This is a genomic window from Nocardioides xinjiangensis, assembly GCF_017916385.1.
Classification (GTDB): Bacteria; Actinomycetota; Actinomycetes; order Propionibacteriales; family Nocardioidaceae; genus Nocardioides; species Nocardioides xinjiangensis.
Genome location: NZ_JAFMSW010000001.1, coordinates 2,965,858 through 2,989,162 on the forward strand (window position 1 = coordinate 2,965,858; position 23,305 = coordinate 2,989,162).

The following is a 23,305-nucleotide window of genomic DNA, read 5'->3' on the forward strand; positions in this document are numbered from 1 at the left end:
GTCGACGTCGGGCTTGTCGTTCACTGCTGCTCCCATCGATGGTCTGTCAGGTCCGGTGGACGTAGCTGTCGAGCTGGTCGCGCTCGAACTCGAGCTCGCCGATGCGGCTCTTGACCACGTCACCGATGCTGATGATGCCGGTCAGCCGACCGGCCGCCACCACCGGGACGTGCCGGACGCGGTGCTCGGTCATCGTCTGCATGAGGTCGGTCAGCGCGTCCTCGCCCGCGCAGGTGCGCACGTCGGCGGTCATGATCGAGCCGACGGCGCTGTCGAGCACGGCCTCGTCGGTGTGGAGGCGGCGGACGACGTCGCGCTCGCTCACGATGCCCGAGACGCGCTCACCGTCCTCGCTGACCACCAGCGCTCCGACGTTGTGCTCGGCCAGCCGGGCGACGAGCTCGCGCACCGTGGCGTCCGGCGCGATGGTGACGACGGCCTGGTCGGCCTTGGCCGAGATGACGTCCTTGATCCTCATGGTCCCTACCTCTCGTGCGGCACGGAGACTGCTGATGGGTCACCGTAGCCAAGCGGGACAGGGAGGGACAGCGCTCAGTCGAGGACCGGTGGGGCCTGCCGGTCGCGCAGGCTGCTGACCGAGCCGGGTCCCCGTCGCGGCACGTCGGGGTCGGCCTCGTCGTCGAGCGCCCCGAGGAAGGACAGCGCGGCGTCGTGCAGGTGCCCGTTGGAGGCGAGGGCGTTGCCGCCCCAGGGCCCGTCGGTGCCGTCGAGCGAGGTGAACCGGCCGCCCGCCTCCCGCACGATGACGTCGAGCGCCGCCATGTCGTAGACGGCCAGCTCGGGCTCCGCGACGAGGTCGACGGCCCCCTCGGCCAGCAGCATGTACGACCAGAAGTCGCCGTAGGCGCGGGTGCGCCAGCAGCGCCGGGTCAGCGACACGAAGTCGTCGAGCCGGCCGCGCTCGTCCCAGCCCGACAGCGACGAGTAGCTCAGCGAGGCGTCCTCGAGGCGGCGTACGTCGGACACCTCGCACCGCGTCGCCTTGAGCAGCGAGCGGCCCGTCCAGGCGCCGTTGCCCGCCGACGCCCACCACCGGCGCTGCAGCTGCGGCGCCGACACGACCCCGAGCACCACCTCGTCGTCCACCGCGAGCGCGATCAGCGTGGCCCAGACCGGGACGCCGCGCACGTAGTTCTTCGTGCCGTCGATCGGGTCGACGATCCAGCGGCGCTGGCTGTGCCCGCTCGAGCCCTGCTCCTCGCCGACGACGGCGTCGCGCGAGCGGACGCGGGACAGCGTGCGGCGGATGCCCTCCTCGACGGTCTTGTCGGCGTCGGTCACCGGCGTGAGGTCAGGCTTGCTCATCACGTGCAGGTCGAGGGCCTTGAAGCGCGCCTGGGTCAACGAGTCCGCGTCGTCGGCGAGCACGTGGGCCAGGCGCAGGTCGTCGGTGTGGTCGGTGGAGCCGGTGAGGGGCATGTTCACAGGCTATTCCCAGCATCGCGCCCTAGCCTGCCCGCATGGAACTCAACGGTGTGCCGCTGCACCCGCTCGTCGTCCACGCCGTCGTCGTCTTCGGGCCCCTGTCGGCGCTGACCGGGCTCGCCTACGCGTTCGTCCCGAGGTGGCGGTGGTTGCTGCGCTGGCCTCTCGTCGTGCTCGCCGTCGTCACGGCCGTGGCGTCGCTCGTGGCGGTCGCGGCGGGGGAGGACCTGCTGTCCGCGCGGCCCGAGCTGGCGCCGATCGTGGAGGAGCACGAGGAGGCGGGCGAGCTGATGCGCAACGTGGCGCTGGGCTACGTGCTGGTCGCCGGCTTCGCGGCCTGGGCGCTCGGAGGGGCCTCGGCACTGGCCTCCGGGCGCGGCGCGCGGGAGACCCGGCTCGGCATCCCGGCGGCGGCGCTGCTGGTGGTCGGGGCGCTCGCGCTGGTGGTCACGGTCTTCCTCGCCGGTGAGTCCGGCGCCGAGGCGGTCTGGGGCTGATCACCAGTCGCTGGCGCCCTCGCGGGCGGACAGCAGCCGGCGGAACGACTCGACGCGGTCGGGGTCGGCCCGGCCGGCCTCGACGGCGTCGTCGAGGCCGCACTCGGGCTCGCCGCTCCCGTGGCTGCAGCCGCGGGGGCAGTCCTCGGTCATCTCGTCGAGGTCCGGGAAGGCCTCGATGAGCCGTTCGGGGCGGACGTGGGCCAGGCCGAACGACCGGATGCCGGGGGTGTCGATGATCCAGCCGTCGCCGTCGGGCAGCTCGAGGAGGTAGGCGCTGGTGGAGGTGTGCCGGCCGCGACCGGTCACGGCGTTGACGATGCCCACCTCGCGCCCGGCGTCGGGCACGAGGGCGTTGACCAGGGTCGACTTCCCGACGCCGCTGTGCCCGACGAGCACGCTGGTCCGGCCGCGCAGCCGCTCCCGCAGCTCGGTGAGGTCGCCGGCGCCCTCGCCCCGCAGCTGGGTGACGACCCACGGGACGCCGAGGGAGCGGTAGGTCGACAGCAGCGTCTCGGGGTCGGCGAGGTCGGCCTTCGTCAGGCACAGCAGCGGCGCCATGCCCGCGTCGTAGGCCGCGACGAGCGCGCGGTCGATGAGGCGGGGTCGGGGCTCGGGGTCGGCGAGCGCGGTGACGACCACGAGCTGGTCGGCGTTGGAGACGATCACCCGCTCGACGGGGTCGTCGTCGTCGGCCGTGCGACGCAGGGTCGTGCTCCGCTCGACGACCTCCACGATCCGGGCCAGCGACCCGTCGGCGCCGCTCGTGTCGCCCACGACGCGCACGCGGTCGCCGACGACGACGCCCTTGCGGCCCAGCGGCCGGGACTTCATCGCCAGCACCCGCCGCCCCTCGACCAGCAGCGTGAAGCGGCCGCGGTCGACGGTGACCACGCGTCCGTCGACGGCGTCGGCGTACGTCGGACGGTCCTTGGTGCGGGGGCGGGTACGGCGGCGCGGGCGCTCGTAGTGCTCCTGGTCGTGCTCGGAGTAGCGACCGGTCACAGGGCGGTCCCGGCCGGTGCCCCGGCCGCGGCCGGCGTGCCGTGCACCGCGCGGCTCCAGGCCGTTGCGAAGTCGGGGAAGGTCTTCGCTGTGGTGCCGACGTCCTCCACCAGCACGTCGTCGACGGCCAGGCCGAGGATGACCCCGGCGTGGGCCATGCGGTGGTCGGCGTAGGTGTGGAAGGTGCCGCCGTGCAGGGCAGCCGGCCGGATGTCGAGCCCGTCGTCGCGCTCGGTGACGTCGGCGCCCAGCCGTCCCAGCTCGGTGGCCAGCGCGGTGATCCGGTCGGTCTCGTGCCCGCGGATGTGGGCGATGCCCCGCAGGTGGGAGGGGGATTCGGCGAGCGCGCACAGCACGGCGACGGCCGGGGTCAGCTCGCCGACGTCGTGCAGGTCGAGGTCGACGCCCGCGAGCCGGTCGGGGCCCACCACGGTCAGGCCGCCGTCGGACAGGGTGACCTCGCAGCCCATCAGGGCCAGGATCGTGCGCAGCTCGTCGCCGGGCTGCGTCGTGGACCCCGGCCACCCGGTGACGGTGACCCGGCCGCCGGTGGCGGCGCCGAGGGCCAGGAACGGCGCGGCGTTGGACAGGTCGGGCTCGATCACGTGGTCCACCGCCCGGACCGGGCCCGGGGCGACGGCCCACCGGTTGGCGTCGGAGTCGTCCACCTCGACGCCGTGGCTGCGCAGCATCTGCACGGTCATCTCGATGTGGGGCAGCGACGGCACCGGCTTGCCGACGTGGCGCACGTCGACGCCGCGCTCGTAGCGCGCGCCCGCCAGCAGCAGGGCGGACACGAACTGAGACGAGGCGCTGGCGTCGATCGTCACCGTGCCGCCGAGGACCGACCCGGACCCGTGCACGGCGAACGGCAGCGCGCCGCGACCTCCGTCGTCGACGCGGACGCCGAGCTCGGTCAGGGCGGCGAGCATCTGGCCGACGGGCCGCAGGCGCATGTGCGCGTCGCCGTCGAACCGCACGGTGCCTCGCGCGAGGCCCACGACGGGCGGCACGAAGCGCATCACGGTGCCGGCCAGGCCGCAGTCGACGTCGGCGTCGCGGTCCCACGCGCCGGGGGAGACGGCCCAGTCGCCGGCACCCTCCCGGGAGACCTCGCCGCCGGTGTCGTCGATGCCGGTGCCGAGGGCGGTGAGCGCGGCGGCCATGAGCAGGGTGTCGCGCGAGCGGAGCGGGCGGCGTACGACGCTCGGACCGTCGGCGATCGCGGCGAGGAGCAGGGCCCGGTTGGTCAGCGACTTGCTGCCGGGCAGCGAGACGACCGCGTCCACGCGGTCGCGGGGGCGCGGTGCGGGCCAGAGCTCACTCACCCGCGCAGCCTACCGATCAGGTGAGCTGGGCCTTGGCCAGCGTGGCCTCCCGGCGGGCGTCCTTCGCCACCTGCCTGGCCTCGCGCCGTACGTCCGACGCGGCCCGGCGGGCACGCCAGGCCAGTCCGGGCCTGCCCTCGGTGTCCACCGCCGCGAGCAGCAGGCCGCCGAGCAGGGAGGTGTTCTTGTAGAACTGCAGCTTCTGGGCGGCCTTGGCCTGCGGGTCGGTCTCGGCCCAGAACGCGTGCCCGGCAAGGGTCGTCGGCACCAGCGAGGCGGCCAGGACTGCGGCGCTGAGGCGCGGGGCCCGCCCGGTCGCGAGCGCGCCGGCGGCCAGGAGCTGGGCGGCGGCGTTGATCCGCACGAGGGTGACGGGGTCGGTGGGGATCGGCGCCCCGGGCACTGCCTGCCGGGCGGCCGGGACGACCTTGTCGGTCACCTTCTTGGCCTTGTCGGCGTGCGCCTCGGTGTTGCGGAGGGCGTTGATGCCGCCGGCGACGAAGATCGTGGCCAGCATCGGACGGGCGAGCAACCGGGTGATCGTCATGCCTTCTGTCTACACGATCCGGGGGAGGGGCGCCCCGTCCGCACGGGTGCTGTGGGGGTGGCCGGTCGGGTGGCCGGTCGGGTGGTCAGTCGAGGACCGCGCGCCAGGTGTCGTTCGCCGGGTCGGTGTCGCCCGGGACGGGGTCGAGCGCGGCCTCGAGCGCGCCGCCGAGGGGCGACACCACGGTCACCACCACCGGCGTCGTGCTCGCTGGGGGCACCGCACAGGTGAGGTCCCCGGCCCGCTGGTCGCACCTGCGGTCCTCGCTGACGACGGCCCCGAACCCCGTGAAGCGGATCCGCACGGTCGCGGTGCGGCCCTCGGGGACGCCGGATACCCGCACCGTCGCGGTGTGGAACGGCCGCGAGCTCGTCACCGCGCCGGTGACCGAGACGTCCACCCGTGCCGGGTCCGGGTCCGGATCGGGGTCCGGGTCTGGGTCCGGGTCGGTCGTCGGGTCGGTCGTCGGGTCGGTCGTCGGGTCCGTCGTGGGGTCCGTCGTGGGGTTCGTCGTGGGCGTGGGGGTCGGGACCGGCGGAGGTGGTGGGGTCGGCTCGAGCGTGGGAGTCGGCACCGAGGTGGGGTCGGGGGTGGGGTCGGGGGTGGGGTCGGAGGTGGGGTCGGAGGTGGGGTCCGAGGTCGGGTCCGAGGTCGGGTCCGAGGTCGGGTCCGAGGTGGAGTCGGGGGTCGCCGGGCTGCCCGTCGGGTCGGCCACCAGCGGCGGGGGGACGACGAGGAGGTCGTCCGGCGGCGGCGCCGAGTCCTCGCGTTGCTGCACCGCGCCACCGGGGGTCGTCCGGTCCGTGGTCGCCGGCAGGGGCGGAGACCCGGACTCGTGCGGAGCGGTGCTTCCCGGCACGGGGTCGAGGGCCGACGGCTCGGTGGTGCTCCGGTCGCCGTGGAACAGCCCGATCGTCACCGCGCCCCCGACCACCACGACGGAGGCCGCCACCCCGGCGACCGCGGCGGCGCCGCTGTTGCCGACGACCAGGTCGCGCAGGCGGCCCACGGCCGCGCCGAGGCCGGCGGGCGCGGCGAGGCCTCCCGCGGCGGACCCCAGGTACGCGGTCGCGGCGCCGCCGAGGAGCAGCGGCGCCAGGAGTGCCCCCAGCCCGGAGTTGACCTCGCTCAGCTCCAGGTAGATCGCCATGCAGGTCCGGCAGTCCTGGAGGTGCTGCTCGACCCTGGCGCCGTCGCGCCGTGAGGTCGCGCCACGGACGTAGGCCCCGAGCTGGGCATGGGTCCACCGGCACGTGTCCTGCTCGAGCCCGGCCGCGTGCTGGGTGAGGAAGGCCTGGCGCAGGCCCTCGCGCGCCCGGTAGGCCAGCGCGGAGACGGAGTTCGGGCTCATCCCCAGCAGCGGCGCGATGTCCGCGGGCTTCTCGCCCTCGACCTCGGTGTGCCAGAGCACGAGCTGCCAGCGCTCGGGCAGGGAGGCGAACGCCCGGGCCGCGGCGGCGCTCTCGAAGCCCTCGACGGCCGTGTCGCGGAAGGGCACGCCGGGGTCGAAGGGCTCCATGTCGTCGGTGGTGTGCAGGCGGGACGCGGCCCGGAAGCGGTCCACCTGGAGGCGCCGGACCGCGGTCAGCACGTAGGCCCGGAACGCGACGTCCGGGCCGCCGCCGCGCTGCAGCACCCCCAGCACCTTGATGAAGGCGTCCGACACCAGGTCCTCGGCGTCGCCGGCCGCGACGAGCTGGCGGGCCAGCCGCCGGGCCGCCTCCACGTGCCGCTCGTAGAGCGTGCCGAAGGCGTCGACCTCCCCGCCGCGGACGGCCGAGATGAGCTCGGCATCCCCGCGCGGCTCGAGGCTGGTGGCCACGGTCATGCCGACGCTCCTGGACGCAGGACCCGACGCGTTCGTCGGTCTCCGTGAGGGTAGACCCCGCGGCGCCGTCGGTGGAGTAGAAGGTGGATTCGGAGATTTCCGGTCTGGTCCGCGTCATGACCGCGCGCGACGTCCGTCTCATCGTCGAGCACGCACCAGCATGGGGGTACGCCGTGAAGATCTTCGCCACACGTGGGCGTCGGTTCGCGGCACCCGGTCCTGGGGCGAGCGCTGGTGGGTCCACCGGGCGGTCGGGGTTGTCGCACCGGTTCGAGGCCCTGGGGGAGGCGCTCGCCTCAGGCACCGGCGTGCTGGAGGCCTGCGCGGTCGCCGGTGAGGAGCTCGCGCGCGACGGGGCCTCGGTGGGCGAGGCGATGGAGGGCCTGCGCGCCACCACCCGGCGCGTGCGCCGCACGGATCCGTCGTACGACGCCGTGGCCGCGCTGCTGACCGCCTGGAGCGAGACCACGCTCGGCTACCTGCACCAGCTGTCCTGCGAGGACCCGCTCACCGGGCTCTCCAGCCAGGCGCACCTGCGCAGCCGGCTCACCGAGCTCTACCGGCTTAACGCGGACGTGGAGGGCGGCGCCGCGACGTGTGCGCTGGTGGTGGCCGCGATGCCGTTCGGTGACGACCCCTCCGAGGAGCCCGACGACCACTTCACCCGCGCGATGCGGCTGGCCCGGGCCGGGGAGCTGGCGCGCACCGCGTTCGTGCGGGACGAGACCGTCGCGCGTCTGGGCCTGCACCGGGTCGGGATCCTCACCCGGCGCGACGACCGGTTGGGCAGGCGCGTGCAGCTGTTGCGCACGCTCCTCGAGGGCGCCGAGCCGACGGGGTTCGTCCGGGTGTGGATCGAGGGGCTGCCCGGCACCGACGCCGGTGCCGGCATGCTCCTCGACGAGCTGGCGCGCGGCTGACGCCGCGCCGCGCCGCGGTTAGGGTCGAGGCATGTGTGGTCGCTACGCCTCCTCCCGGCAGCCCGACGACCTGGTCGAGGAGTTCGAGGTGGTCGAGAGCCGGATCGCCGAGCCGCTGGCCGCGGACTACAACGTCGCGCCGACCAAGGAGGTCTACGCGGTGGTCGAGCGGCCCGCGTCGCGTGAGCCGGCCGCCCGGGACGCCGCGCCGCAGCGCCAGCTCCGCGTGCTCAGGTGGGGGCTGGTGCCGTCGTGGGCGAAGGACCCCTCGATCGGCAACCGGATGATCAACGCCCGGATGGAGACCGTGGCGGAGAAGCCGGCCTTCCGCAAGGCGTTCGCCACCCGTCGCGCCCTGCTGCCGGCCGACGGCTACTTCGAGTGGTACCCCACCTCGCAGACCGACGCGAAGGGCAAGCCGGTCAAGCAGCCCTTCTTCATCCGCCCCAGGGACGGAGGGGTCCTCGCCATGGCGGGGCTCTACGAGATCTGGCGCGACCCGACGAGGGCCGAGGACGATCCGGACCGCTTCCGGTGGACCTGCACCGTGCTCACGACCCAGGCCGAGGACTCGCTCGGCCACATCCACGACCGGATGCCGCTCATGGTCGAGCGCGAGCGCTGGCAGCAGTGGCTCGATCCCAGCGTCCCCGGCGACACCTCCCTGCTGGTGCCGGCCGCGCCCGGACGGCTGGAGGCCTACCCGGTGGCGAGGCTGGTGAGCAACGTGCGCAACAACGGGCCCGAGCTCGTCGAGCCGCTGCCGGTCGAGCCCGTCGAGGCGGCCCGGTGAAGAAGGCGACCGTGCGCTCCGTCGCGACGCCCCACGGCGAGGGTCGCCTGCACACGCGCCGCGCCAGCAGCCCGATGGCGACGTTGCTGCTCAGCCACGGCGCGGGCGGCGGCGTGGAGGCGCGCGACCTGTGGGCGTTGGCCGACGCGCTGCCCGCGCAGGGCGTGTCGGTGGTGCTCTTCGAGCAGCCGTGGAGGGTGGCCGGTCGCAGGATCGCGACCGCGCCGGCGACCCTCGACGCGGCGCTGACGTGCGCCGCTGACGCGATGCGGGTGCGTACGCCGCTCGTGGTCGGGGGCCGCTCGGCCGGTGCCCGCTCCGCCGCGCGCACGGCCCGCTCGCTGGGGGCCTCGGGGTGCCTGGCGCTGTCCTTCCCGCTGCACCAGCCGGGGAGGACGGAGCCGACGCGGCTGCCGGAGCTGCGCGGGGTCGGGCTCCCGACGCTCGTCGTGCAGGGCGAGCGCGACCCGATGGGCCGCCCGGAGGAGTTCCCGGGCGACCAGGACGGCCTCGACCTCGTGGTGGTCCCGGGCGGCGACCACGGCCTCAAGGTCCCCGCCCGCGGGGAGGTCAGCCAGGACGAGGCGATGGGCATCGTCGTGGAGTCGACGCTGGAGTGGCTGGTGCGCGAGGTCGTCGGGAATCCCTCGGCCGGGTGAGGTGTTGGGGCCGGTGTGAACGCACTGACCCTCGAACGACCCGCAGAGGTACTGTGGGAGGCGATGACTGAATCGCTGAAGGACGAGATGTCCCCGCCGGACGACGCCGCTGCAGTCGCGGTGGACGACGAGAGCTCCGGCGACCGCTCGGCGCGCTTCGAGCGCGACGCGCTGCCCTACCTCGACCAGCTCTACGGAGCGGCGATGCGGATGACGCGCAACCCCGCCGACGCCGAGGACCTGGTGCAGGAGACGTTCGCCAAGGCCTACAGCGCCTTCCACCAGTTCAGGCCCGGCACGAACCTCAAGGCCTGGCTCTACCGGATCCTCACCAACACCTACATCAACTCCTACCGCAAGAAGCAGCGCCAGCCGCAGCAGTCGATGTCCGAGGACGTCGAGGACTGGCAGCTCGCCCGCGCGGAGTCGCACTCCTCGACCGGATTGCGGTCCGCAGAGATGGAGGCGCTGGAGCACCTGCCTGACTCCGAGGTCAAGGAGGCGCTGCAGCGGCTGCCCGAGGAGTTCCGCCTCGCCGTCTACCTCGCCGACGTGGAGGGATTCCCCTACAAGGAGATCGCCGAGATCATGGACACTCCCATCGGCACCGTGATGTCACGCCTGCACCGCGGTCGCCGCCAGCTCCGCGACATGCTGGCCGACTACGTCCGCGCCAACGACCTGCTGCCCGCCAGCACCGTTCCGGGCACCAACGAGGGGAGCGGGTCGTGAGCACGGACGAGCACGGCAACGACGAGTGCGTCGACTACATCGAGCGCATCGTTTACCTCATCGACAACGAGCTCGACCAGGCCGACTGTGCCGTCGTCGAGATGCACCTGCGCGAGTGCGGCCCGTGCCTCGAGCGCTACGACCTGCAGCGAGCGGTCAAGCAGCTCGTCGCCCGCTCCTGCTCGGAGTCGGCGCCGGAGTCCCTGCGCGACCGCGTGCGCCTGCGGCTGCGCGAGGTCACGGTCCAGATCACCGAGGGTGGCGCCTGAGCCGGTCGCGCCGACCCGATTCGCTGCGCCGTGGCGGATTTGAGACACTGCTCCGAGCACCGATTCCAGGAGGACCACCATGGGCAAGACCGGACGCAAGCGCCGCGCTCGCAAGAAGAAGGGCGCGAACCACGGCAAGCGCCCCAACGCCTGAGCGTCACACGACGTCAGCACCGTAGAAGTCCCCGCCGCGGCGGGGACTTTTGCATGTCCGGGGCCGGCCCGCGACCGGCTCACAACCGCGAGAGGAACCGCTCCGCGTCCACCACGACCCGGGTCACCTCGCCGGCCGCCAGGACCTTGCCCGAGGAGGTGTCCCGCGCGCTCACGGTGAACCGGTGCAGCCGGCCGTCCTCGTACGCGCTCGACGCGCTGACCTCCACCTCGGCGCCGACGGGGCTGGCGGCGAGGTGCTCCACCTGCACCCGCGTGCCCACGCTCGTCGAGCCTGCCGGGAGCACCGGCGCGAGGCAGGCGCAGGTCGCGGCCTCGAGCCACGCGAGCAGCCGGGGCGTGCCGAGCACCGGGAGGGAGCCGCTGCCGAGCGACGCGGCGGTGTCCTCGTCGGTCACGTGGTAGGTCAGCCTCGCGGGCTGGAGCTGGGGCACGGAGGGCCTCCCGGAGATGGTGGGGTCGGTGGGGCAACCTGAGGGACGACGACACGTCTACCAGACATGAGCACGAGGTCCCTCGGGATGGAGCCTTCAGTGGACATCACTGAGCTCTACGCTGCCCACCGGCTCGCCCTGGTCCGGCTGGCGGTGCTCCTCGTCGACGACTTCGCCTCGGCGGAGGACGTCGTGCAGGACGCGTTCGCCGCCCTCGCCCGGCGGCCGGAGGCGGTGCGGGACCCGTCGAAGGCGCTGGCCTACCTGCGGATCTCGGTGGTCAACACCGCGCGGTCGGCGCTGCGTCGGCGGCGGACCGCGCGGGCGTACTCACCTCCCCACGACGTCGCCGCGCCCTCGCCCGAGGACAGCGCGGTGCTGGCGGAGGAGCACCGGGAGGTCATCGAGGCGCTGCACCGGCTCGCACCGCGCCAGCGGGAGGTCCTGGTGCTGCGCTACTGGTCCGACCTCTCCGAGGCGGAGATCGCCGAGACCCTGGACGTCAGTCGCGGCACCGTGAAGTCCACCGCCAGCCGCGCGCTGGTGGCGCTGGAGAAGAGCATGCGGTCCACCGGGCCGCGGAGCGAGGGGACGGAGCAGCGATGAGCACCACGCCCGACACGGTCGACCTCGAGCAGCGGCTGCGTGCCGCGCTGACCGCCCGTGCCGACCTGGTACGTCCCGAGGACCTCGCGCCGCTCGCGCCGGCGGCCCCGCTGCGACCGCGCTGGTCGCCGTGGGTGCTGCTCGCCACCGCCGCGGCGGTGCTCCTCGTCCTCGGCGTGGTCCTGCAGGGCCTGGGCCGCGACCCGCGCTCCGACGACGTCGCGCCCAGGCCCGACGAGCCGCCCGTCGTGCTCCCCGACGACGTGGGGCGCGACTGGGAGGCCGACGACGTCTCGACGCCCGCCCGGCTGGACCTCGACGGCGACGGCACCGACGAGGTCGTCGACTTCCTCGGCGAGCCCACGGAGGACTTCGACGGACGGACGCGCCTGGAGACGACCCTCAGCAGCACCGGCGAGGAGGCCTACGGCATCGCCGAGCTCGGGACCACGATTGGGACGACCGCGCTGCCGCCCGTCGACGCGGACGGCGACGGCGACCAGGAGCTGGTGCTCCGGTACGACGACCCCGCCGCGGGACCGGCCGGCGGGGGCCACCCGGTGGTGTTCGACCTGCGTGACGGCCTGCTGGTGGAGGCGGTCGCCGAGGAGCCGGAGCTACTCCTCAGCGGCGACATCCCGGTCCCGGGCACGAAGACCGAGCACTACGAGATGGTGCACCAGCAGGACTTCTGGGTCGAGGACGGCGAGCTCTGGTCGAGCCGGTCGGTGAACGCCTACGCCAGGGGCAACATGACGATCGTGAGGCCGCTCGTCACCGTGCGCGATGCCTGGACGTGGCGCCTCACCGAGGACGGGCGGCTCGAGCACGTGGACGCGGGGTGCCTCCGGCACGACGTCATGGACGACGCGAGGACCCCGTGCGAGGACGGGGCCGCCGACGACCTCCCCGACGTGGCCGACGTCGCTGAGGAGAGCATCGGGCTCGGGGAGTCAGCCACCTTCGACGACGGGTATGCCTTCACCGCGCGGCTGGAGGCGGTCGCCGACCCGAGCCTGGTCGTCGAGGGCGCGGACGGCCGCACGATCGACCACGCTCTCGACGTGGCCGATCCACGGGTCTTCACGACGCAGCCGGTGGGGGTCTTCGCGGACGGCGCCTCGGTGGTCATCGCCTCGTCCTCCGACCCCGGCTACGTCCAGGTCCTCCGCCAGGACGGTGGACGGCTCCGCGCGCTCGACCCCGTCGGCGAGGTGGACCTCACCGACGACGGGTCGCACCGGACCTGGCTGACCCCCGACGGCACCCTCGTCACCGCCGTCGCCGCCGAGGACGACAGCTGGCGGCTCTGGTTCTGGCAGACGGTGTCTCGCTCCGAGATGGCCGCGCTGCCCGGCGCCGTCGTGTGCTTCGACGACCCGACGGACCCGTCGACGATGCGCCGGTGCTGAGGCTCAGAACGACTTGCTGAAGGCGAGCAGGTCGACGCCGGGCACCGGCGACCAGTCGCGGTCCGGGTCGCGCCCGTAGCCGAGCCGGGCGTAGACCCGGTGCGCCGACGACATCGTCGCGAGCGACGACAGGACCATCCCGGTGGCACCGTGCTCACGGGCGCGGTCCTCGCACAGCCGCGCGAGGGCGGTGCCCGCCCCGCGGCCCCGGGCTGCCGGGTCGACCGCGAGCATCCGGAACTCGCCCTCGTCGTCACGGCCGATCTCGCGCCACGGCGATCCCGGCGGGCAGTACGTCACGACGCCGAGCAGCCGCCGCTGCTCGACGGCCACCCACACCTCGGCCTGCGCGTCGCGCGCGGCCACGTCGCGCAGCCGCCTCCGGTAGTCGTCCTCGGCGCCGCCGAGCAGCGGGTCGTACGCCGCCACGCACACCTCGCCGGCCGCCGAGTGCTCCTCGGGTCGGATGCGGCGCAGCTCCATGGCGGTGCCGCTCAGATGCCGAAGGTGTTGCGGGGGTAGGCCGCCTCGACGTCGGTGATCACGTTGACGAGGTAGGGCACCCCCGCTGCGTACGCGCGGTCGAGCGCCGGGCCGATCTGCCTCGGGTCGGTGACCGTCTCGCCGGCGCCGCCGAGTGCCTTGACGACCTCGTCGTAGGGCGTGCGCTGGGCGAGGTCGGCGACGACGTCGTAGCCGTAGAGCATCTGCATCGGGCCCTTCTCCAGGCCCCAGGCGGAGTTGTTGCCCATCACCATGACGACCGGCAGGTCGTGGCGCACCAGGGTGTCGACGTCCATGAGGGAGAAGCCGGCGGCGCCGTCGCCGAGCAGCAGCGTCACCTGGGCGCTCGGCCGGGCGAGGCGGGCCGCGATGGCCGCGCCCAGGCCGGCACCGAGGCAGCCGTAGGGACCCGGGTCGAGCCAGCCGCCGGGCCGTTGCGGCTCGACGTACTTGCCGGCGAAGGACACGAAGTCGCCGCCGTCGCCGATCACCACCGAGTCCTGCTCGAGCCGCGGCACGAGCTCACCGTAGATCCGGGCCGGGTGGATGGGGTCGGCCTCGGCCGTGAGGAGCTCGGCGTCGCGGGCCGCAGCCGCCCGGACCTGGTCGGCCAGCTGGTCGGCCCACGCCTGCCAGTCGGGCTTGTCGCCGCGCTCGATCGCGGCCTGGAGGCCGTCGAGGACGGTGGTGAGGTCACCGGCGACCGACGCCGCGAGCTCGGCGTGCCCGGAGACCTGGGCGGGGGAGTCGGCGATGTGCACCACCTTGGCGAAGGCCCCGTCGGGATTCTTGTCGGGCCCGCCGAAGAGGCCGTAGCCGAGACGGAAGTCCAGCGGCGTGCCCACCACGACCACGAGGTCGGCGCCGGACAGCGCGGCGCCCCGCGCTTTGGTGACCAGCGAGCGGTGCCCGCCGGGCACGACCCCGCGGCCCATGCCGTTGGTCAGCGTCGGGATGCCGAGGTCCTCCACGAAGCGCAGCGCGGCCGCCTCCGCGTGGTCGGCCCACACGTCGGTGCCGAGGACGAGGACCGGGCGCTTCGCCTGCGCGAGCAGCCGGGCGACGGCCGCCACGGCGTCCGGGTCGGGCTCGATGCGGACCCCTTCGCCGGTGCCGACGGTGCCCGAGGCGGAGCTGAAGAACTCGTCCATCGGTACGTCGACGAAGACCGGTCCGCGGTGGCTCGAGCGGGCCAGGGTGAAGGCCTCATCCATCCCCGCGGCGACGTCGCCGGCGGTCATCAACGTCCGCGCCGCCTTCGCGACCGGGGCGATGATCGGCGGCTGGTCGAGCTCCTGGAGCGACCCGGTGCCCCAGCGGTTCTGCGGCGCGCGGCCGCCCACGACGACCATCGGCGACCCGGCGAACTGGGCCTGCGCGATCGCGCTGATGCCGTTGGTGACGCCCGGCCCGGCGGTCAGCACCGCGAGACCGGGCACCCGGGTCAGCTTGCCGGTGGCCTCGGCGGCGAAGGCGGCGGTCTGCTCGTGGCGCACGTCGAGCAGGCGCATCGGCGGGCCCTGCCCCTCCTTCTGCGTCCGGACGGCGCCGTCGTACATCGGGAAGACGTGGGCGCCCGACAGGGTGAACATCGTCTCCACGCCGTGGGCGCGGGCCACGTGCACGGCCAGCTCGCCGCTGTGCCCGGTGATCTCTTCGGTCATGGACCGAGGTTAGCCGGTTGCTACCCGCAGGTAGGGGGCGTTGGTCGTCCGCAGCGCCTCGATCAGGACGAGCAGCAGGTCGGGCCGCACCGCCGGCGCGTCGGGCGCGAGGGAGAGCTGGACGAAGAGTGCCCGGAGGAACGCCTGCGCGGCCGCCGTCGCGGCGAAGGGGTCGTGGTCGACCGGCCCGCCGACGGGGTTGCCGGCGGCGCCGAGACGCAGGATCCAGGGCTCGAGGACGTCGGTGCCGAGCGTGTTGCGGCGCAGGATCCGCATCGCGGCGGCGGCGATCCGGTCGGGCTCTCCCGCCGCGAGGGGCGCCTCGGCGGACTGCCGGACCAGCCGCTCGGCCAGCACGTCGAGGAGCGCGGCGTGCTCCGGCCCGGCCAGGTGCGGGGACTCGCCGAGCGCGCCGATGGCGTCGGCGCCGTGCGCGACCGCGTGCGCCCAGCCCTTGCCCGGGACGAAGCCCCGGGTGTCGGCCTCGGTGAGGAACCACACCGCGATGCGGTCGCCCCAGTCGAGGACCTTCGCGCCGGGCAGCAGGTGCTGCTCGTTGTTGCGGTGCAGGCACTCGGCGAGGATCAGCGCGCTGAAGCTGCGCCGGAAGACGGTGTCGGCGCCGGTGTCGCCGAGCCCGACGGACAGTCCGGCCACCATGCCGTCGCCCAGCCCGGCCAGCAGGTCGTCGTAGACGCCGCGGCCGATCCAGGTGGCCAGCGCGGGGTAGGCCGTGCCGTCGCGGACCTCGGGCTCGGTGGACCCGAGCATCGCGGTGAGCTCGGCCGTGAGGTCGTCGAGCGGGCGGTCCGAGGGGACCTCGAACCCGGCGGCCTGCACGTGGCTCCAGTACCCGAGCGACATGAGCCCCATCCTGCCAGCCGCCTCCCACACTGCCCTAGTCCGGGGCTGCGGTGCACCTAGGCTTGCCGGGTGCCCTCCCTCCACGAGCTCGTGCGAGCCCACACCGACCTCGTCGAGGACGACGTCTCGTGGCTGCAGCTGCTCATGGCGGACTGGCAGATCCTCGCGGACCTCTCCTTCGCCGACCTCGTGCTGTGGCTGCCCGACCGCGAGGGCCGCGGCTACTGGGCCGGTGGGCAGATGCGACCCACGACGGGCCCCACCGCGCTCGTCGACGACGTCCTGGGGACGTTCATCCCCACCGGTCGCCGCCGCATGCTCGACGAGGCCTTCACGACCGGGCGCCTGGTGCGGGAGGGCGACCCGGAGTGGCGCGACGACGTGCCCGTGCGGGTCGAGGTGATCCCGGTGCGCCGCGCCGGGCGCCTGGTCGCCTGCATCGCGCGCAACACCAACCTGCTCGGCGTACGCACCCCGAGCCGCCTGGAGCTCAGCTACCTCCAGACCGCGGCCGACCTCACGCAGATGATCGCCGCGGGCCACTTCCCCCTCCCGGGCCAGCGCAGCGACCACGCCGACTCGCCGCGGGTCGGGGACGGCTTCGTGCGGCTGGACCCCGCCGGGCGGGTCGTCTACGCCAGCCCCAACGGGCTCTCGGCCTACCGGAGGCTCGGCCTGCAGGGCGACCTCGCGGGGCTCGTCCTCACCGACCTCACCCGCGAGCTCGTGCCGGTCCGGATGCGCCCCGACGAGGAGACGCTCAGCGCCGTCCTCGGCGGCCGTGACGGCCGCGCGACCGAGGTCGGCACCGACGAGGTCACGTTGATCGTCCGCAGCATCCCGCTGCGCCCGCAGGGGGAGCGCAGCGGTGCGCTCCTGCTGGTGCGCGACGTCACCGAGCTGCGCAGCCGCGACCGGGAGCTGGTCACCAAGGACGTCACGATCCGCGAGATCCACCACCGCGTGAAGAACAACCTGCAGACCGTCGCGGCCCTGCTGCGCCTGCAGGCCCGGCGCACCCGCGCCGAGGACGCCAAGGCGGCGCTCGAGGAGGCCGTGCGCCGCGTGGGCTCCATCGCGATCGTCCACGAGACGCTGAGCCACGCGGTGGAGGAGACCGTCGACTTCGACGACATCGCCGACCGGCTCGGCTCCATGGTCGTCGACGTGAGCGGCGTGGAGGTGCCGGTGCGGGTGGTCCGCAAGGGATCCTTCGGCAAGCTGGCGTCGGAGGCCGCCACCCCGCTGGCGATGGTGCTCACCGAGCTGCTCCAGAACGCCGTCGAGCACGGCTACGCCGACCTCCCCGACCGGGGGGAGGGCCGGGAGGAGGGCCGGGTGGTGGTGACCGCGCGACGCATCGTCGGCCGGCTGCACGTGGTCGTCGAGGACGACGGCCGCGGCCTGCCCGAGGGCTTCGACCTCGACGGATCGACCCAGCTGGGCCTGTCGATCGTGCGCACGCTCGTCGAGTCCGAGCTGGGCGGCGTGCTCGAGATCGGTCCCGGGAGCCGGGGCACCCGGGTGCAGGCGGACCTGCCCGTCGACTAGCGCGTCACCGCGCCGCGGTCAGGCGGTGCGGATCCGGGCGCGCGCGTTGCGCCGCTTGAGCGCCCGGCGCTCGTCCTCGCTGAGACCGCCCCAGACTCCGTGGTCCTGCCCGGCCTCGAGGGCCCAGGCAAGGCACTGCTCGCGCACCTCGCAGCGTCGGCACACCTGCTTGGCCTCCTCGATCTGGAGGATCGCGGGTCCGGTGTTGCCGATTGGGAAGAACAGCTCAGGGTCCTCGTCGAGGCATGCGGAGCGGCTGCGCCAATCCATGAGTGGGGGAATCCCTCTTTCCAAGTTCACAGGCAGGTGCTGTTTTCGGACATTCAGCGGAGCCCGGGCGCTACGAGGCGCAGCGTCCAGACTGGCAAGACTTGAACGTTCACACAACCCCACACGCAGGTCGCGTCGGTCACAACTACTGTTGTCCGGTGCCCGTCACTCCTTCGGCCGATCCCCGGGATCCCGACCCCGTCGCGCCGCCTCCGCTCGTGGTCGCCGCCTCGCTCGCCGCGCTCGAGGCGTTCGGGCTGCTCGTGCTCGGTGTCCTGGAGGTGGCCAACCTCCGCGCGGCCCGGCTCACCATGGGGGTGACGACGTCGATCTTCTTCCTCGCCGCCGCCGGTGGGCTCGCCTGGTGCGCCTGGTCGCTGTGGAAGGCGCGACGCTGGGCCCGCGGGCCGGTCGTGATGGTGCAGCTCATCCAGCTCGGGCTGGCCTGGAACTTCCGCGACGTCTGGAGCGTCCTGCTCCCGGTGGCGCTCGCGCTGGCGGCGCTCCTCGTCATCGCGGGGCTGCTGCATCCGGCGACCACCCGGGTGCTCGAGGAGGACGCGCGTCCCGCGTGAGGGGCTCAGTCCTGCTCGAGCGAGGCCCGCAGCTGTGCGAGGGTGCGCGTGAGCAGGCGCGAGACGTGCATCTGTGACACGCCGATCTCCTCCGCGATCTGCGACTGGGTCATGTTCTTGAAGAAGCGCAGCAGCAGGATCCGCTTCTCGCGGTCACCGAGGCCCTCGAGCAGCGGCTTGATCGACTCGCGGACCTCCACGTGCTCGATGTTGGCGTCCTCCACGCCGAGGGTGGCGAGCATGGCCGGCGGACCGTCGTCGTCGTCGTCGGAGGCGTCCAGCGACAGCGTGGCGTAGGCGTGGGAGGACTCGATCCCCTCCATGATCTCCTCCACCGTGCAGCCGATGACCTCGGCCAGCTCTCGCGGGGTGGGGGAGCGGCCCAGCTTCTGCGTCAGCTCCCCGGTCGCCGCGCCGATCTGCATCCGCAGCTCCTGGAGCCGACGCGGCACGCGGATGGCCCAGCCCTTGTCGCGGAAGTGCCGTTTGATCTCGCCGATCACCGTCGGGGTCGCGTACGTCGAGAACTCGACGCCGCGGTCGGTCTCGAAGCGGTCGATGGCCTTGATCAGCCCGATCGTGCCGACCTGCACGAGGTCCTCGAACGGCTCGCCGCGGTTGCGGAAGCGCCGCGCGCAGTGCTCGACGAGCGACAGGTGCAGGTGGACCAGGTCGTCGCGCGCCCTCGCCTGCTCCACCACGCCGCTGTCGCCGCGCAGGAGCTCGAACAGCTCGGCGCTGCGCGTGCGGACCTGCTCCAGGCCGACGTGCCCGACGTCCTCGTCGAGCTCGCGGTGCAGCGCGGCCTCCGCCGCCAGGTGGTCCCCCGTGTCCCCCGTGACGTCGCTCATGTCAGAGCTCGGCACCTGTCATTCCCGCAGCCACCGTCGACGTCACCGTGAAGCGGACGCGGAAGCGGCCGCCCTCGGATCCTGCCGACGCGTCCTGCGCCATCGTGTCGAGCACCTGCCAGGCGAAGCTCTCCGGATCGAGTGGTGGGTCGTCCACGGCCTCGGCGTCCAGCTCGATGGTCATCGACCCCCGACCGAACCAGAAGCACGCCACCAGGTCCGTCCCGGGGTCCGCCTCACCGATGGCCAGCGCGCTCGCCTCCCCGATGGCGATCCGCAGGTCCTCGATGTCGTCGATCGTGAAGTCGAGCCGTGCCGCCAGGCCCGCGGCGGTCGTGCGCACGATCGTCGCGTAGGCACCCTCGGCGGGGAGCCGGAGCTCGACGTCGGCGCGGGCGCCCCCCGTGTTGTCTGCCATCTGCGTCCTGTCCCGTCGTCGAGGCTGGTGTGCTCGCCACACCCTAGGACATGCGACACCGGGCCCGGCGGCCACGAGTGTGGCGGCCGGGCCCGGTGTGGAGGGACCGAGGAGCGCAGCGGCGAGCCGCTCGGAAGAAGGTCTGAGCGGTGCCTTCCGCGCTCCGACCGGAGGCCTGCGGAAGGTCCGCGAGTTGGGGCGGGCAAGGGCCGACCATGACGCTGCCGCGCCGCTTCCCGCGCGGGTCCGCTGGCCTCGTGGGGACCTCGTGCGAACCGGGCCGGCCGTAGGGCTGTCGGCGACGCTCCTCAGGTGGATCGCACGCCTGGGCCGCCGTGGACGACGCACGTGGGTGCGGTCAGTGCGCGGGTTCCCACGCACGCACGTAGTCGACGCGCATCGCCCCAGCAGGACCGGTGACCGTGGTGCCCTGACCTGATCCGACGTTCAGGATCAGCTCGATCGGAGCTCCGCTGTCGTCCGTCGAGTACGACTTGACCAACCGGCCGTCCCAGTAGACGTCGACGCTCGCGGGCTTCCGGTGCAGCGTGTAGGTGTGGAACGCGTCGCCCCAGTAGCCCGGCACCGAGCCCTGGTTGTGTGCGCCCGACCTGCTGTGGTAGTTGACGGTCAGTGCACCGCTGCTGAGGATCTCGGCGATGTCGTGCTCACCATTGACCGGCTGACCGGAAACACCGTCGTAGGTGTCGTTGGCCCACCATGCAGACCAGTTGTACAGCGACGACCCGTTGCCAGGGAACCAGATGCGAGCCTCCGCCACGCCACCCACGGGCAAGCCGTAGCGGTTCGGGTCGCCCCGGTAGCCGCCGCCCGTGTGGATCAGGGCGCCCCGGGTGGAGGACGACAGCTGCAGACGCGCCTCACCGTTGGCGACGGTGACGTTGTCGGCGTAGGTGCCCACGTTGTTCATGGATCCGCCCTCGTCGAACCAGTTCGGCTTCCACTTGCTCGTGTCGAGGCTGGTGCCGTTGAACTCGTCCTGGAACGTGGTGCTCCACGCACCCGCCACACCGGTCGGCTGAACACCGGCCGAGGTGGGCGTCTGGGTCGGGCTGGGTGTCGTGGCGGAGGAGCGGCGCACCGACAGGCTGGGCCGGTAGGCGACGATGCGCGCCTCACTGGACGCGAACGACACGGGCGACTGCGCCGAGGTCGCCACCCGGACAGACAACACCCGCCCGGGCGCGATGCGGGACGCGTCGAGCTCGATGACCTCGGTCACGCCGGACTGCACCGCGGCCGACGCTCCCAGCAGGGTCCGCCCAGTGGGCTTGCTGCCCCAGGTGAGCGTCTCCTCGGACCATCGGCGGCTCGTGCGATGGACACGGACGCCCTGCTTGGACGAGGTCAGCGGCCGCAGCCGCAACGCCACCCGGCTGAGCTCCTGACCGGCAGGCACCGTCGGGACGGTGAACTTCAAGAAGGCCTGCTTGCGGCGCCCGGCGGTTCCGTCGACCTTGAGAGTGACCGCATCGGCATGACGGACGCTCTGCGTGCGGACGTTGACGTACGCGTCGGCGACAGCAGTGGTCCGGGACGGAGCCGCGTGTGCAGGGTGGGGGATCGCGAGGCCGGTGACGCCGAGGACCACCGCCAGCGCTGGGACGAACTTCTTCATGACGGCCACCATCCGAACGCGTGTCCGTGAGGTCAACTTGAGGGAGCCTCGTGCTGCCCGGGCCCCGCCTGTGGGGCGAGCAACGTCACAGGTTGATCCGGCGAGCGGCGGTTCGAGCGTGTGGCCGCCGTGTGCTGCGCAACGCCCACTCCTCCCCGTATGACGAGGACCGGACCCAGAACGTGCTCGACGCCGCACTCAGTCCACGTGCGAGCTCGTGGCGGACTGAGGCGGCGTCGGATCAGCGCTGGTGCGGGTCAAGGCCTTCCAGGCGTTCAGGCCTTCTTCGTCTCCCAGAAGATCTCGGCGATCTCGTCGATCTTGGCGAGGAGCTTGTCGGCCACCTCGGCGTCGAGCTCGCCCTTGGTGCCGGACGCGCCGGCGAGCTTGGTGGCCTCGTTGACCAGGGTGTGGAGCTGGGGGTACTTCTCGAAGTGCGGGGGCTTGAAGTAGTCGGTCCACAGCACCCACAGGTGGTGCTTGACGAGCTCGGAGCGCTGCTCCTTGATGAGGATCGCGCGGGTGCGGAAGTCCGGGTCGTCGTTGTCGGCGACCTTGGCGATGATCGCCTTGATGGACTCGGCCTCGATGCGCGCCTGGGCGGGGTCGTAGACGCCGCAGGGAAGGTCGCAGTGGGCGGAGACCTCGACGGTCGGGGCAAGCAGGTGGCGAAGCATCGGATTCCTCTCGATCGGGAAGATGTGCAGCAGCTGCGACACTACTCCGCGTGCGACGGCGTCGGGAGCGGGGTCTCGTCCCCGGGGACGAGGGTCCCGGGGCGCCCTTCGGCACCGCGCGGGTGCGGGGCCGATCGATGCTGCCGACCCTGTCGGAGGGCGACCTGCTGCTGGTGCGCCACGGTGCCCGGGTGCGGCCCGGGGACCTCGTGGTCGCCCGGTTCGCCGACGGGACGCTGACGGTCAAGCGCGCCGTCGAGCCACGGCGCACCGCGTCCGGCGCCCCGGGGTGGTGGCTACTGAGCGACAACCCCGACGAGGGCGTCGACTCACGCCACCGGGGGCCCGTCGCCGAGGAGCGCGTGCTGGGCGTCGTACGCCTGCGGGTGTGGCCCTCGCCACGTGTGGGACGCAGGCTCCGGGACCGCTGAGCTGTGCCAGTATCCCCGGCATGGCCACGCCTCACCCGCACGCGGGCGACCCCGTGTTCGACCTGCACGTCGGCGGCAAGATGGAGACCGTCTCGACGGTGGCGCTGCGCGGCCCCGACGCGCTCTCGCTGGCGTACACCCCCGGCGTGGCCCGTGTCTGCGAGGCCATCGCCGCCGACCCGTCGATGACGCAGCACTACACCTGGGTGCCCAACACGGTCGCCATCGTCACCGACGGGACCGCGGTGCTCGGTCTCGGCGACATCGGCCCCGCCGCGGCGATGCCGGTGATGGAGGGCAAGGCGGTGCTGTTCAAGCAGTTCGGCGGTGTGGACGCGGTGCCCATCTGCCTGGACACCACGGACGTCGACGAGATCATCGAGACCGTCGCCCGGCTCGCGCCGAGCTTCGGCGGGATCAACCTCGAGGACATCTCGGCGCCGCGCTGCTTCGAGATCGAGGCGCGGCTCAAGGAGCGCCTCGACATCCCCGTCTTCCACGACGACCAGCACGGCACCGCGGTCGTCGCGCTCGCCGCGCTCACCAACGCCCTCCGGCTGACCGGTCGCGACCCCGCGACCGCGCGCGTGGTGGTGCAGGGCGCGGGCGCGGCCGGCGTCGCGGTCGCCCGCATCCTGCTCGAGGCCGGGGTCGCGGACGTGGTGGTGCTCGACCGGCAGGGCGTGCTCCACTCCGGGCGGTCCGACCTGACCGCGGTGAAGGCCGCGCTCGCCCGCGACACCGCCGACCGGTTCGGTCGCAGCGGCAGCCTCGCGGACGTGATGGCGGGAGCCGACGTCTACATCGGCGTCTCGGGTGGCCAGGTGCCGGAGGACATCGTGTCCTCGATGGCCGACGACGCGATCATCTTCGGCCTGGCGAACCCCACGCCCGAGGTGCATCCGGACCTGGCGCACAGGTACGCCCGCGTGGTGGCCACCGGCCGGTCCGACTTCCCCAACCAGATCAACAACGTGCTGGCCTTCCCCGGCATCTTCCGGGGCGCCTTCGACGTCCACGCCACGGCGATCACCGAGGGGATGAAGGTCGCCGCTGCCACCGCGCTCGCCGAGCTCGTCGGCGACGACGTGCGCGAGGACCTGGTGATCCCGTCGCCGTTCGACCCACGGGTGCCCGGCGCCGTGCGGTCGGCCGTCGCGGCGGCGGCCCGGCGCGACGGGGTCGCGCGCCGCTGACGCCTGTCGCGGCCG

The 23,305-nt window shown here is 73.4% G+C and carries 28 protein-coding genes; 13 read left to right on the top strand and 15 right to left on the bottom strand.

The genetic code is table 11. From position 1 onward, the window contains the following. Positions 1-46: 46 nt before the first annotated feature. Complete coding sequence (locus J3P32_RS13990; RefSeq protein ID WP_210440398.1) at positions 47-478, bottom strand: CBS domain-containing protein; 432 nt, start codon at positions 476-478, stop codon at positions 47-49. 74 nt (positions 479-552) lie between these two features. After that, the gene (locus tag J3P32_RS13995; RefSeq protein WP_210440399.1) at positions 553-1,440 is read right to left on the bottom strand and encodes an inositol monophosphatase family protein; all 888 of its coding nucleotides are present in this window, start codon (positions 1,438-1,440) and stop codon (positions 553-555) included. A 41-nt stretch (positions 1,441-1,481) separates the two neighbouring features. Between J3P32_RS13995 and J3P32_RS14000 the strand changes: the two genes are divergently transcribed. Continuing rightward, a complete protein-coding gene (locus J3P32_RS14000; protein WP_210440400.1) occupies positions 1,482-1,943 on the top strand; it encodes a DUF2231 domain-containing protein in 462 nt (153 codons plus the stop codon). Here J3P32_RS14000 and rsgA read toward each other — a convergent pair whose 3' ends face one another. The 4 genes from rsgA to J3P32_RS14020 form a co-directional block, all read right to left on the bottom strand. Further along, the gene (gene rsgA / locus J3P32_RS14005; RefSeq protein ID WP_210440401.1) at positions 1,944-2,948 is read right to left on the bottom strand and encodes a ribosome small subunit-dependent GTPase A; all 1,005 of its coding nucleotides are present in this window, start codon (positions 2,946-2,948) and stop codon (positions 1,944-1,946) included. It abuts the gene before it with no gap. Continuing rightward, a complete protein-coding gene (aroA, locus tag J3P32_RS14010) occupies positions 2,945-4,276 on the bottom strand; it encodes a 3-phosphoshikimate 1-carboxyvinyltransferase (protein WP_210440402.1) in 1,332 nt (443 codons plus the stop codon). The genes rsgA and aroA overlap by 4 nt, the downstream gene beginning before the upstream one ends. Before the next feature lie 16 nt (positions 4,277-4,292). Then, positions 4,293-4,823, bottom strand: a complete 531-nt coding sequence (locus J3P32_RS14015; protein WP_210440403.1) for a DoxX family membrane protein — start codon at positions 4,821-4,823, stop codon at positions 4,293-4,295. Between the two features lie 85 nt (positions 4,824-4,908). After that, positions 4,909-6,651: a sigma-70 family RNA polymerase sigma factor gene (locus tag J3P32_RS14020; RefSeq protein ID WP_210440404.1), complete on the bottom strand. Its 1,743-nt coding sequence runs from the start codon at positions 6,649-6,651 to the stop codon at positions 4,909-4,911. A gap of 116 nt (positions 6,652-6,767) precedes the next feature. Between J3P32_RS14020 and J3P32_RS14025 the strand changes: the two genes are divergently transcribed. The 6 genes from J3P32_RS14025 (at position 6,768) to J3P32_RS18655 (ending at position 10,178) form a co-directional block, all read left to right on the top strand. Continuing rightward, positions 6,768-7,571 (top strand): hypothetical protein, encoded by an 804-nt coding sequence (locus J3P32_RS14025; RefSeq protein WP_210440405.1) that lies wholly within the window; start codon positions 6,768-6,770, stop codon positions 7,569-7,571. Positions 7,572-7,602: 31 nt separating this feature from the next. Then, complete coding sequence (locus J3P32_RS14030) at positions 7,603-8,364, top strand: SOS response-associated peptidase (RefSeq protein ID WP_210440406.1); 762 nt, start codon at positions 7,603-7,605, stop codon at positions 8,362-8,364. Beyond that, positions 8,361-9,023 (top strand): alpha/beta hydrolase family protein, encoded by a 663-nt coding sequence (locus J3P32_RS14035; RefSeq protein ID WP_210440407.1) that lies wholly within the window; start codon positions 8,361-8,363, stop codon positions 9,021-9,023. The genes J3P32_RS14030 and J3P32_RS14035 overlap by 4 nt, the downstream gene beginning before the upstream one ends. An 87-nt stretch (positions 9,024-9,110) precedes the next feature. Beyond that, a complete protein-coding gene (locus J3P32_RS14040; RefSeq protein WP_210440823.1) occupies positions 9,111-9,755 on the top strand; it encodes a sigma-70 family RNA polymerase sigma factor in 645 nt (214 codons plus the stop codon). Then, positions 9,752-10,024 (top strand): mycothiol system anti-sigma-R factor, encoded by a 273-nt coding sequence (rsrA, locus tag J3P32_RS14045; RefSeq protein ID WP_210440408.1) that lies wholly within the window; start codon positions 9,752-9,754, stop codon positions 10,022-10,024. The genes J3P32_RS14040 and rsrA overlap by 4 nt, the downstream gene beginning before the upstream one ends. A gap of 79 nt (positions 10,025-10,103) precedes the next feature. After that, positions 10,104-10,178, top strand: a complete 75-nt coding sequence (locus J3P32_RS18655) for a 50S ribosomal protein bL37 (protein ID WP_369759046.1) — start codon at positions 10,104-10,106, stop codon at positions 10,176-10,178. Positions 10,179-10,257: 79 nt separating this feature from the next. Here J3P32_RS18655 and J3P32_RS14050 read toward each other — a convergent pair whose 3' ends face one another. Beyond that, complete coding sequence (locus J3P32_RS14050) at positions 10,258-10,632, bottom strand: thioesterase family protein (protein WP_210440409.1); 375 nt, start codon at positions 10,630-10,632, stop codon at positions 10,258-10,260. A 99-nt stretch (positions 10,633-10,731) separates the two neighbouring features. Between J3P32_RS14050 and J3P32_RS14055 the strand changes: the two genes are divergently transcribed. Both J3P32_RS14055 and J3P32_RS14060 read left to right on the top strand, forming a co-directional pair. Next, the gene (locus J3P32_RS14055) at positions 10,732-11,238 is read left to right on the top strand and encodes an RNA polymerase sigma factor (RefSeq protein WP_307861703.1); all 507 of its coding nucleotides are present in this window, start codon (positions 10,732-10,734) and stop codon (positions 11,236-11,238) included. Continuing rightward, positions 11,235-12,650 (top strand): hypothetical protein, encoded by a 1,416-nt coding sequence (locus tag J3P32_RS14060; RefSeq protein ID WP_210440410.1) that lies wholly within the window; start codon positions 11,235-11,237, stop codon positions 12,648-12,650. The genes J3P32_RS14055 and J3P32_RS14060 overlap by 4 nt, the downstream gene beginning before the upstream one ends. A gap of 3 nt (positions 12,651-12,653) precedes the next feature. Here the strand turns inward: J3P32_RS14060 and J3P32_RS14065 are convergent, their stop codons facing one another. From J3P32_RS14065 to J3P32_RS14075, 3 genes are read right to left on the bottom strand one after another with little or no spacing between them, the layout of a single operon-like run. Further along, complete coding sequence (locus J3P32_RS14065) at positions 12,654-13,133, bottom strand: GNAT family N-acetyltransferase (RefSeq protein ID WP_246850127.1); 480 nt, start codon at positions 13,131-13,133, stop codon at positions 12,654-12,656. An 11-nt stretch (positions 13,134-13,144) separates the two neighbouring features. Continuing rightward, on the bottom strand, positions 13,145-14,818 hold the full coding sequence (locus J3P32_RS14070) for an acetolactate synthase (protein WP_210440411.1): 1,674 nt from the start codon (positions 14,816-14,818) through the stop codon (positions 13,145-13,147). A 9-nt stretch (positions 14,819-14,827) separates the two neighbouring features. After that, entirely contained in the window at positions 14,828-15,682 is an 855-nt protein-coding gene (locus J3P32_RS14075; RefSeq protein ID WP_210440412.1) for a DUF2785 domain-containing protein, read from the bottom strand. A gap of 69 nt (positions 15,683-15,751) precedes the next feature. On the opposite strand from J3P32_RS14075, the gene J3P32_RS14080 reads away from it, so the two are divergent. Then, on the top strand, positions 15,752-17,233 hold the full coding sequence (locus tag J3P32_RS14080; protein WP_210440413.1) for a sensor histidine kinase: 1,482 nt from the start codon (positions 15,752-15,754) through the stop codon (positions 17,231-17,233). 18 nt (positions 17,234-17,251) lie between these two features. Here the strand turns inward: J3P32_RS14080 and J3P32_RS14085 are convergent, their stop codons facing one another. After that, a complete protein-coding gene (locus J3P32_RS14085) occupies positions 17,252-17,503 on the bottom strand; it encodes a WhiB family transcriptional regulator (RefSeq protein ID WP_056601527.1) in 252 nt (83 codons plus the stop codon). Between the two features lie 158 nt (positions 17,504-17,661). Between J3P32_RS14085 and J3P32_RS14090 the strand changes: the two genes are divergently transcribed. Continuing rightward, the gene (locus tag J3P32_RS14090) at positions 17,662-18,078 is read left to right on the top strand and encodes a hypothetical protein (RefSeq protein ID WP_210440414.1); all 417 of its coding nucleotides are present in this window, start codon (positions 17,662-17,664) and stop codon (positions 18,076-18,078) included. A gap of 5 nt (positions 18,079-18,083) precedes the next feature. On the opposite strand, the gene J3P32_RS14095 is transcribed toward J3P32_RS14090, so the two are convergent. The 4 genes from J3P32_RS14095 to sodN all read right to left on the bottom strand — a co-directional run bounded on the left by J3P32_RS14095 (position 18,084) and on the right by sodN (position 21,705). Continuing rightward, the gene (locus tag J3P32_RS14095; RefSeq protein WP_210440415.1) at positions 18,084-18,929 is read right to left on the bottom strand and encodes an RNA polymerase sigma factor SigF; all 846 of its coding nucleotides are present in this window, start codon (positions 18,927-18,929) and stop codon (positions 18,084-18,086) included. Position 18,930: 1 nt separating this feature from the next. Beyond that, positions 18,931-19,347, bottom strand: a complete 417-nt coding sequence (locus J3P32_RS14100) for an ATP-binding protein (protein ID WP_210440416.1) — start codon at positions 19,345-19,347, stop codon at positions 18,931-18,933. A 358-nt stretch (positions 19,348-19,705) separates the two neighbouring features. Then, positions 19,706-20,986 carry a DNRLRE domain-containing protein gene (locus J3P32_RS14105; RefSeq protein WP_210440417.1) on the bottom strand — a complete coding sequence of 427 codons (1,281 nt, stop codon included), beginning with the start codon at positions 20,984-20,986 and terminating at the stop codon, positions 19,706-19,708. 275 nt (positions 20,987-21,261) lie between these two features. Next, positions 21,262-21,705, bottom strand: coding sequence for a superoxide dismutase, Ni (gene sodN, locus J3P32_RS14110; protein WP_455430093.1), 444 nt, complete (start codon positions 21,703-21,705; stop codon positions 21,262-21,264). Positions 21,706-21,713: 8 nt separating this feature from the next. Between sodN and J3P32_RS14115 the strand changes: the two genes are divergently transcribed. Further along, positions 21,714-22,094 carry a S24/S26 family peptidase gene (locus J3P32_RS14115; RefSeq protein ID WP_307861704.1) on the top strand — a complete coding sequence of 127 codons (381 nt, stop codon included), beginning with the start codon at positions 21,714-21,716 and terminating at the stop codon, positions 22,092-22,094. Between the two features lie 20 nt (positions 22,095-22,114). Next, the gene (locus J3P32_RS14120; RefSeq protein WP_210440418.1) at positions 22,115-23,290 is read left to right on the top strand and encodes an NAD(P)-dependent malic enzyme; all 1,176 of its coding nucleotides are present in this window, start codon (positions 22,115-22,117) and stop codon (positions 23,288-23,290) included. Positions 23,291-23,305 lie beyond the last annotated feature (15 nt).

Coding starts and splice junctions, on each gene's coding strand:
- J3P32_RS13990 (WP_210440398.1), bottom strand. CDS start 478: ATGAGGATCAAGGACGTCATCTCGGCCAAGGCCGACCAGGCCGTCGTC.
- J3P32_RS14070 (WP_210440411.1), bottom strand. CDS start 14,818: ATGACCGAAGAGATCACCGGGCACAGCGGCGAGCTGGCCGTGCACGTG.
- J3P32_RS14120 (WP_210440418.1), top strand. CDS start 22,115: ATGGCCACGCCTCACCCGCACGCGGGCGACCCCGTGTTCGACCTGCAC.
- J3P32_RS14020 (WP_210440404.1), bottom strand. CDS start 6,651: ATGACCGTGGCCACCAGCCTCGAGCCGCGCGGGGATGCCGAGCTCATC.
- J3P32_RS14025 (WP_210440405.1), top strand. CDS start 6,768: ATGACCGCGCGCGACGTCCGTCTCATCGTCGAGCACGCACCAGCATGG.
- J3P32_RS14075 (WP_210440412.1), bottom strand. CDS start 15,682: ATGTCGCTCGGGTACTGGAGCCACGTGCAGGCCGCCGGGTTCGAGGTC.
- J3P32_RS14060 (WP_210440410.1), top strand. CDS start 11,235: ATGAGCACCACGCCCGACACGGTCGACCTCGAGCAGCGGCTGCGTGCC.
- J3P32_RS14040 (WP_210440823.1), top strand. CDS start 9,111: ATGTCCCCGCCGGACGACGCCGCTGCAGTCGCGGTGGACGACGAGAGC.
- J3P32_RS14000 (WP_210440400.1), top strand. CDS start 1,482: ATGGAACTCAACGGTGTGCCGCTGCACCCGCTCGTCGTCCACGCCGTC.
- J3P32_RS14030 (WP_210440406.1), top strand. CDS start 7,603: ATGTGTGGTCGCTACGCCTCCTCCCGGCAGCCCGACGACCTGGTCGAG.
- J3P32_RS14100 (WP_210440416.1), bottom strand. CDS start 19,347: ATGGCAGACAACACGGGGGGCGCCCGCGCCGACGTCGAGCTCCGGCTC.
- J3P32_RS14015 (WP_210440403.1), bottom strand. CDS start 4,823: ATGACGATCACCCGGTTGCTCGCCCGTCCGATGCTGGCCACGATCTTC.
- J3P32_RS14085 (WP_056601527.1), bottom strand. CDS start 17,503: ATGGATTGGCGCAGCCGCTCCGCATGCCTCGACGAGGACCCTGAGCTG.
- J3P32_RS14105 (WP_210440417.1), bottom strand. CDS start 20,986: ATGAAGAAGTTCGTCCCAGCGCTGGCGGTGGTCCTCGGCGTCACCGGC.
- J3P32_RS14065 (WP_246850127.1), bottom strand. CDS start 13,133: ATGGAGCTGCGCCGCATCCGACCCGAGGAGCACTCGGCGGCCGGCGAG.
- J3P32_RS13995 (WP_210440399.1), bottom strand. CDS start 1,440: ATGCCCCTCACCGGCTCCACCGACCACACCGACGACCTGCGCCTGGCC.
- J3P32_RS14095 (WP_210440415.1), bottom strand. CDS start 18,929: ATGAGCGACGTCACGGGGGACACGGGGGACCACCTGGCGGCGGAGGCC.